The 7,973-nt window shown below is 72.8% G+C and carries 1 protein-coding gene and 1 pseudogene; both read right to left on the bottom strand.

What is annotated here, in order from left to right:
- On the bottom strand, nucleotides 1–1,518 hold a 1,518-nt coding region (locus ACFVUT_RS11920), incomplete at its 3' end, for a type I polyketide synthase (RefSeq protein WP_389645736.1).
- A 40-nt stretch (nucleotides 1,519–1,558) separates the two neighbouring features.
- A pseudogene (locus tag ACFVUT_RS11915) lies at nucleotides 1,559–7,846 on the bottom strand (type I polyketide synthase); the annotation flags it as partial.
- Nucleotides 7,847–7,973 lie beyond the last annotated feature (127 nt).

Here is a 7,973-nt window from a genome sequence, read left to right as displayed (position 1 = left end):
CCGCTCCGCCTGCCCCCGCAACGCCCCCACCGACCGCCCCGACACCACCACAGGCACCACACCCACACCCACACCAGAACCCGACCCGGAACCCGGCTCGGTACCCGACTCGCGGGCCGGCTCCGGAGCATCCGCAGGGGCCTGTTCGAGGACGACGTGGGCGTTGGTGCCGCTGATCCCGAACGAGGACACCGCCGCGCGCCTCGGCTGCCCGGTCTCGGGCCACGAGCGCGTCTCGGTCACCAACTCGACGGATCCTGCCGTCCAGTCGACCGCGGGGGTGGGCTCGTCCACGTGCAGGGTCTTCGGCACGACGCCGTGCCGCATGGCCATGACCATCTTGATCACACCGGCCACCCCGGCGGCGCCCTGCGTGTGCCCGATGTTCGACTTCAACGAACCCAGCAGCAGCGGCTCGTCGCCCGACCGGGACTGCCCATACGTCGCCAGCAGCGCCTGCGCCTCGATCGGATCACCGAGCGACGTCCCCGTACCGTGCGCCTCCACCACATCCACCTCGGCGGGAGAAAGACCCGCGTTGGCCAGCGCCTGCCGGATCACCCGCTGCTGGGACGGACCGTTCGGCGCGGTCAGACCGTTCGACGCACCGTCGGAGTTCACCGCACTGCCACGGATCACCGCCAGCACCGGCAACCCCCGCCGCTGCGCCTCCGACAGCCGCGCCAGCACCAGCACGCCCACACCCTCGGAGAAGCAGGTACCGTCCGCCGAGGCAGAGAACGCCTTGCACCGGCCGTCCGGCGCGAGCCCGCGCTGCCGGGAGAACTCCACGAACACACTGGGGCCCGACATCACGGTGGCGCCGCCCGCGAGGGCGATGTCGCATTCCCCGCTCCGCAGTGCCTGCTCCGCCAGGTGGATCGACACCAACGACGACGAGCACGCCGTGTCCAGCGTCATCGTCGGCCCGACCAGGCCCAGCGCATAGGAGATCCGGCCCGAGGCGACACTGGTGGTGCCGCCGGTGAGCACGAAGCCCTCCAGCTCCTCGGGCGTCGTGCCCGCGCGCGGCATGTACTCCTGCGCGATCACGCCGACGAACACGCCGGTCGAACTGCCCCGCAGCGACGCCGGGTCGATGCGGGAGTTCTCCAGCGCCTCCCACGAGGTCTCCAGCAGCACCCGCTGCTGCGGGTCCATCGCCAGCGCCTCGCGCGGCGATATCCCGAAGAACTCGGCGTCGAACTGGCCGGCTTCGGGCAGGAAGCCGCCCTGCGTGAGGTAGGTGGTGCCCGGCGCGTCGGGATCCGGGTCGGACAGCCGGTCGAGGTCCCAGCCCCGGTCGGCCGGGAAGTCCGTGAGGGCTTCCCCGCCGTCCCGGACCAGTTCCCACAGCTCCTCGGGGGTGCGGGGGGCACCGGGGAAGCGGCTGGCCATGCCGACGATCGCGATCGGCTCGCGGGCGACGGCCTGGGCGTCGCGCAGCTCTCGCTGTGCTCGCTGCAGGTCCGTCGTGACCCGCCTCAGATACTCCCGAAGTTTCTGCTCGTTGGACATACCGGGCAGTCCCCTTCTGTTTCTGTTCGGACAGGCGAGATCACGCGGTGTCGAGTGCGCCGTCGATGAAGTCGAAAAGTTCGTCGTCGGAGGCCGCGGTCAAGTCCCGCTCCTCCTCCGGGTCGGCGGGCGCCGTGAGTCGGCGCAGCACCTCCTGCAGTTGTTTGGCGAGCGCGCCCCGCTCGTTCTCGTCGAGCTGCGCCACGGCGAGCCGGTCGAGTTCCGTCACGAGCGAGCGCACGGTCGTCTCCTCGGCGGGCACGAGGAGTTCGTCCAGGAAACCGGCGAGTTCGGCCGGTGTCGGGTGGTCGAACACGACCGTCGGAGGCAGCCGTAGCCCCGTGCCGTTGCCCAGCCGGTTGCGCAGCTCCACCGCTGTCAGTGAGTCGAACCCGAGGTCCTTGAAGGCGCTGTCCGCGTCGACCGCCGAAGCCGTGCTGTGCCCGAGGACGATCGCCGCGGACTCCCGTACCAGCTCCAGCAGTTCCTTGCGCCGCTGCGGTGCGGGCAGTTCGACCAGACGGTCCGTCCTGGTCGTGGCAGCCGCCGACGCGACGACCCGGCGCCGGGCCGGTGCGGCCGGGTCCAGCGCGGCCAGCAACTCGGGCACCGGCCGGCCGCTCTGCCGCAGGCGGGCCACGTCGACCGGCACCGCCAGTGCCACCGGACGGTGCAGGCCGAGTGCGGCGTCGAACAGGGCCAGACCCTGCTCGTCGGTGATCGCGCCCAGTCCCATCCGGGCCAGCCGGTCCCGGTCGGTCTCGCTCATGTGCCCGGTCATCGCACTCACCTGGGCCCACAGGCCCCACGCGATCGACATGCCCGGCAGCCCGAGCCCGCGGCGGTGTTCCGCGAGGCCGTCGAGGAACGCGTTCGCCGCGGCGTACCCGCCCTGGCCCGCGTTGCCCAGCACTCCGGCGGCCGAGGAGAACAGCACGAACAGGGAGAGGTCGTGATCCTGCGTCAGTTCGTGCAGGTGCCACGCCGACCGCGCCTTCGTCCGCAGTACGGTGTCGAGGTCTTCCCGCGTCAGGGCTTCCAGCACGCCGTCGGCGAGCACCCCGGCCGCGTGGACCACTCCGGTCAGCCGGTGCGCGGACCGGATCAGTTCCGCCACGGACTCCCGGTCGGCGACGTCACACGCCACCACGGACACCTCGGCGCCCGCCGCGCTCAGGTCCGCGACCAGTTCGGTCACGCCGTCGGCGTCGGGGCCGCGCCTGCTGGTCAGCAGCAGCCGCCGCACGCCGTGTTCGGTGACCAGGTGCCGGGCGATGAGTCCGCCGAGCACTCCCGTCCCGCCGGTGACCAGCACCGTGCCGTCGGGGTCGAGCGGCGCCGGCAGCGTCAGGACGATCTTGCCGACGTGCCGGGCCTGGCTGAGGTACCGGAACGCCTCCGGTGCGCGGTGGATGCTGAACGTGGTGAGCGGCATCGGTCGCACCGCGCCCTCGTCGAACAGGACACGGATCTCCTCCAGCATCTCGCCGATGCGGTCGAACCCGGCCTCCATCACGTCGAACGCCCGGTACCGGACTCCGGGATACGCCTGTGCGATCTCCTCGGCGTCACGGATGTCGGTCTTGCCCATCTCCACGAACCGTCCACCGCGCGGCATGAGGGCGAGCGATTCCTCGACGTGCTCGTTCGCCAGCGCGTTGAGGACCACGTCCACGCCACGACCGCCGGTGCTGTTCCCGAAGTGCGTCGCGTAGCCCAGGCTGCGGGAATCGGCGAGGTGGTCGTCGTCGAAACCCCATGCGCGCAGCACGTCGCGTTTGCCGGAGCTGGCGGTGCCGAACACCTCGGCGCCCCAGTGCCGGGCGAGTTGCAGGGCCGCGAAGCCCACACCGCCGGTGGCGGCGTGCAGCAGCAGCGACTCGTCCGCCCGGAGTCCGGCCAGGTCCGCGAGACCGTAGTACGCCGTCAGGTACACCACGGGAACACCGGCGGCCTGCGCGAACGACAGGCGCTTCGGCATCGGGGCGACCAGTCGGCGATCGGAGATCGTGACGGAGCCCAGGCCGCCGGTGAACAGGCCCATCACCCGGTCACCGGGGGCGAGCCCGGTGACGTCCGCACCGACCTCCAGCACGATTCCCGCGCCCTCGCCGAGCGACGACCACTCGTCCTGCTGCACCATGCCGAGTTCCAGCAGCACGGCCTTGAAGTTCAGACCGCCCGCCCTCACCGCGACGCGCACCTCGCCCGCCTCCAGGGGACGCAGCACCTCGGGGCACGTGGTGAGGGACAGTCCGTCGAGTTCACCGCGGTAGGTCAGGGCCAGCCGCCAGGGCTGGTCATCGGGCGCCGCCAGCGCCGGCGACGCGGACGCGCGGACCAGCCTCGGCACCGCGCCGTGACCACCGCGGACGATCAGTTCCGGATGGTCGGCGGCCATCGCGGCGGGCAGCGCGGCCCGCGTGTGCGGATGGTCGTCGACGTCGATGTGGCGGATCCGGCCGGGGTGTTCGGTGCGCGCGGTACGCAGGAGCCCGGTCACCGCGCGGTGCGCCGGCTCGTCCGCCCGGGTGAGGACGACGAGCGGGACGTCGGTGAGGTGGTGCTCCGCGAGCCATTCCCGCACCACGTGCAACGTCCGGGCGACGACGTCCTCCAGCTCGCCGGTGGGGCACGTCCACAGTGCGGCGGTCGCCGACACCGGCGGGGCCGGGCGGTCGTCGCCGTCCGGCGCGAGCGTGACCCAGCCCTGCTCCGCGGGCGGATCCGGGAGTTCGACCGCCACCGTGTCCAGGCCGAACAGTGCCGAGGCGTCCACCCGGGCCTGCCCGAGCGCGCCCGCGTCCACCGGCCGCAGCGCCAGCTCCCCCACCGAAGCCACCGCCTGCCCGGACTCGTCGGTCACGAGCAGCGCGATCGAGCCCGAACCCACCGGGGACAGGCGCACCCGGGCCGTCCTGGCCCCGGTCGCGAACAGGTGGACGTCGGTCCAACTGAACGGTATGCGTACGCCGTTGGTCTCGGCCAGGCCGGCCGTGTGCAGCGACGCGTCCAGCAGCGCCGGGTGCAGGCCGAAGTCGGAGACGTCCTGGTCCTCCGGCAGCTCGACCGACGCGTAGAACACGTCGCCGTCCTGCCATGCGGCGCGCACGCCGCGGAAGGCCGGACCGTAGGAGTAGCCGCGGTCGGCCAGGGACTCGTAGAACCCGTCCACCGGCACGGCGACCGCGCCCGGTGGCGGCCAGGCCGTCAGATCGTCCGGCGCGGCGGGGACTTCGGCGGTCAGCATGCCGTGCGCGTGCCGGGTCCAGTCGTCCGTCCCGCTCGGGCTGGTGTGCACGCTCACCGGCCGCCCGTCACCGGCTTCCGGGCCGATCAGCACCTGGAGGTCCAGTTCGGCGTCGAGGACGATCGGTTCCTGCATGGTGAGCTCGGCCAGATGACCGCAGCCGATCCGGTCCCCGGCGTGCAGGGCGAGTTCGACCATCGCGGCACCGGGCAGCAGGACCGATTCGCCGAGTGCGTGGTCGGCCAGCCACGGCTGTGCGGTGCGTGACAGCCGTCCGGTGAGTACGAGGGTTTCCGCGTCCGCCGTGCGCACCATCGCGCCGAGCAGCGGATGGTCCGCCTGTCGCAGACCGAGGGCCGCGGTGTCGCCGGCCCCCACGGGTTCCTGCAGCCAGTAGCGCCGGCGTTGGAACGGGTAGGTCGGCAGCTCCGCCGCGGCCGGCGGTATGCGCCAGTCGATGTCGATGCCGTGCACGTACGCCTTGGCCGTCGCGGCGCGGAAGCGCGCCGGGCCGCCGTCGTCACGGCGCAGCGACTCCAGCACGACCGCGTCGGGCACCTCCGCCTCCTCGGCCGTCTCGCCGATGGCGGTCGTCAGCACGGGGTGTGCGCTGACCTCGACGAACACCCGGTGCCCCTGGTCGAGCAACGCGCGGGTGCCCTCGGCGAAGCCGACGGTCCGGCGCAGGTTGCGGAACCAGTACGCGGCGTCCAGTTCCGGGCCGGCGACGACCTCGTTGGTGACCGTGGAGTGGAACGGAACCCGGGTGGGCCGCGGCCGGAGGCCGGACAAGGCCGTCATGATCTCGTCCCGCAGGGCCTCGACGGACGCCGAGTGCGAGGCGTAGTCCACCGGGATGATCCGCGCGCGGACCCCGTCGGCCTCGCAGGACGCGACGAGGTCGGCCAGGTCGGCGGGCGTGCCCGCCACGACCGTGCTGCCGGGCCCGTTGACCGCGGCGATCTCCACCGTGCCGTCGTAGCGCTCGATCCGGTGCGCCGTGTCGGCCGCCGGGAGTTGGACGGATGCCATGCCGCCGGTGCCGGACAGGCGCGTGATGGCCTTGCTGCGCAGGGCGACGACGGTCGCGGAGTCCGCGAGGGACAGTCCTCCGGCCACGTACGCGGCGGCGATCTCGCCCTGGGAGTGGCCCATCACCGCGTCGGGGGCCACACCGTGGTGCTGCCACAGTGCGGCGACCGAGATCATGACGGCCCACAGTGCCGGCTGGACCACGTCCACCCGCTCCAGTGGCCCGGCGAGTTCGTCGAGGAGGTTCCAGTCGACGTGCGGGGCGAGGGCTTCGGCGCAGTCGTCCAGCTGGGCGCGGAAGACGTCGGACTCGCGGTACAGGTCGAGTGCCATGCCGGACCACTGCGAGCCCTGGCCGGGGAACACGAACACCGTCTTGCCGCGCGGGCGTGCGGTGCCGAGCAGGACGTCCGGGGACGGCCGTCCCTCGGCGAGTGCCTGGAGTCCCGGCAGCGGGTCGTCGCCGGTCACGGCCGCGCGCTGGAGCAACTGCGGTGCGCGGGTGGCCAGCGCACCGGCCACGGGCATGTCCGGGTGGGCCGTCAGGTGGGCGTGCAGTTGCCGCGCCCTGGCCTCCAGCGCCGTCGGGGAGGAGGCGGACAGCAGCAGTGGTACGGCCGCGTGCCCGGACTCCGGATCCCGCACCGGCTCAGCCTCGGACTCCGGCTTCGACGGGGCCTGCTCGATGATCAGGTGGGCGTTGGTGCCGCTGATCCCGAAGGCCGAGACGGCGGCCCGGCGCGGCCGGTCGGCCTCGGGCCAGGCCCGCTCCTCGGTCAGCAGTTCCACCGCGCCCGACTCCCAGTCCACCGCGGGGGTCGGCTCGTCGACGTGCAGCGTCCTCGGCAGCATCCCGTGCCGGAGCGCCAGCACCATCTTGATCACGCCACCGACCCCGGCCGCGGCCTGGGTGTGCCCGATGTTGGACTTCAACGAGCCCAGCCACAGCGGCTGTCCCTCCGGCCGCTCCTGGCCGTAGGTCGCCAGCAGCGCCTGCGCCTCGATCGGGTCGCCGAGCCGGGTGCCGGTGCCGTGCGCGTCCACGACGTCCACGTCAGAGGGTGTGAGGCCCGCGTCGTTCAGTGCGCGGCGGATGACCCGCTGCTGGGACGGGCCGTTGGGAGCGGTGAGGCCGTTGGAGGCGCCGTCGGAGTTCACGGCGCTGCCCCGGATCACGGCATGGACCGGGTGCCCGAGCCGTTGGGCGTCGGAGAGCCGTTCCAGCACCACCATGCCGGCGCCCTCGGACCACCCGGTGCCGTCCGCCGTCGCGGAGAACGCCTTGCACCGTCCGTCCGCGGCCAGCCCGCGCTGGCGTGAGAACTCCACGAAGGTGTCCAGGGTGGCCATGACGGCAGCCCCTCCGGCGAGCGCCAGCGAGCACTCCCCGGCGCGCAGGGCGCGGCTCGCCAGGTGCATCGTCACCAGGGACGACGAACACGCCGTGTCGACCGTCAGGGCCGGCCCCTCCAGGCCGAGCAGGTACGCGACCCGGCCGGAGGCGACACTGGCCGCACTGCCGGTCCCGCCGAAGCCGTCGCCGCCCTGCCCGGACTCCTCCGCGCCGAGCCCGTAGCGCTGGCCGCTGTGGCCCATCAGTCCGACGAACACCCCGGTGTCGCTGCCCCGTAAGGACTGCGGGTCCATCCCGGTGCGCTCCAGCGCCTCCCACGAGGTCTCCAGCAGCAGCCGCTGCTGCGGGTCCATCGCCAGCGCCTCCCTCGGCGAGATCCCGAAGAAGTCGGCGTCGAACTCGGCGGCGTCGTACAGGAATCCACCGCCGCGGGCGTAGAAGCTGCCCGGCACGCCGGGGTCCGGGTCGTACCGGCCGTCGACGTCCCAGTCCCGGTCGGAGGGGAACTCGCCGACCGCGTCCCGGCCGTTGGCCACCAGCTCCCACAGCCCGTCGGGCGAGACGACACCTCCCGGGAAGCGGCACGCCATGCCGACGATCGCGATCGGCTCGGCGGCCGCACGCTCCAGCTCCTGCAGGCGCTCGCGCGTGTCCTGCAACTCCCCAACGGCCTGCTTGAGGTAGTTCCGCAGCCTGCCCTCGTTCTCCATCGTCTCGTCACTCCTCCGGCCGAGTACTCAACGGGGCCAGTTAACCTTGCGGGGGCGGTGGGCAGCCGGGTTCAAGAACCCCAGACCGGGAGGCGAATCTGGCTCCCCG

This window comes from Streptomyces sp. NPDC058051, from assembly GCF_042885475.1.
Taxonomy (GTDB): Bacteria; Actinomycetota; Actinomycetes; order Streptomycetales; family Streptomycetaceae; genus Streptomyces.
The sequence above is the reverse complement of the archived record's forward strand: the minus strand, read 5'-3'. Positions and strand labels throughout refer to the sequence as shown.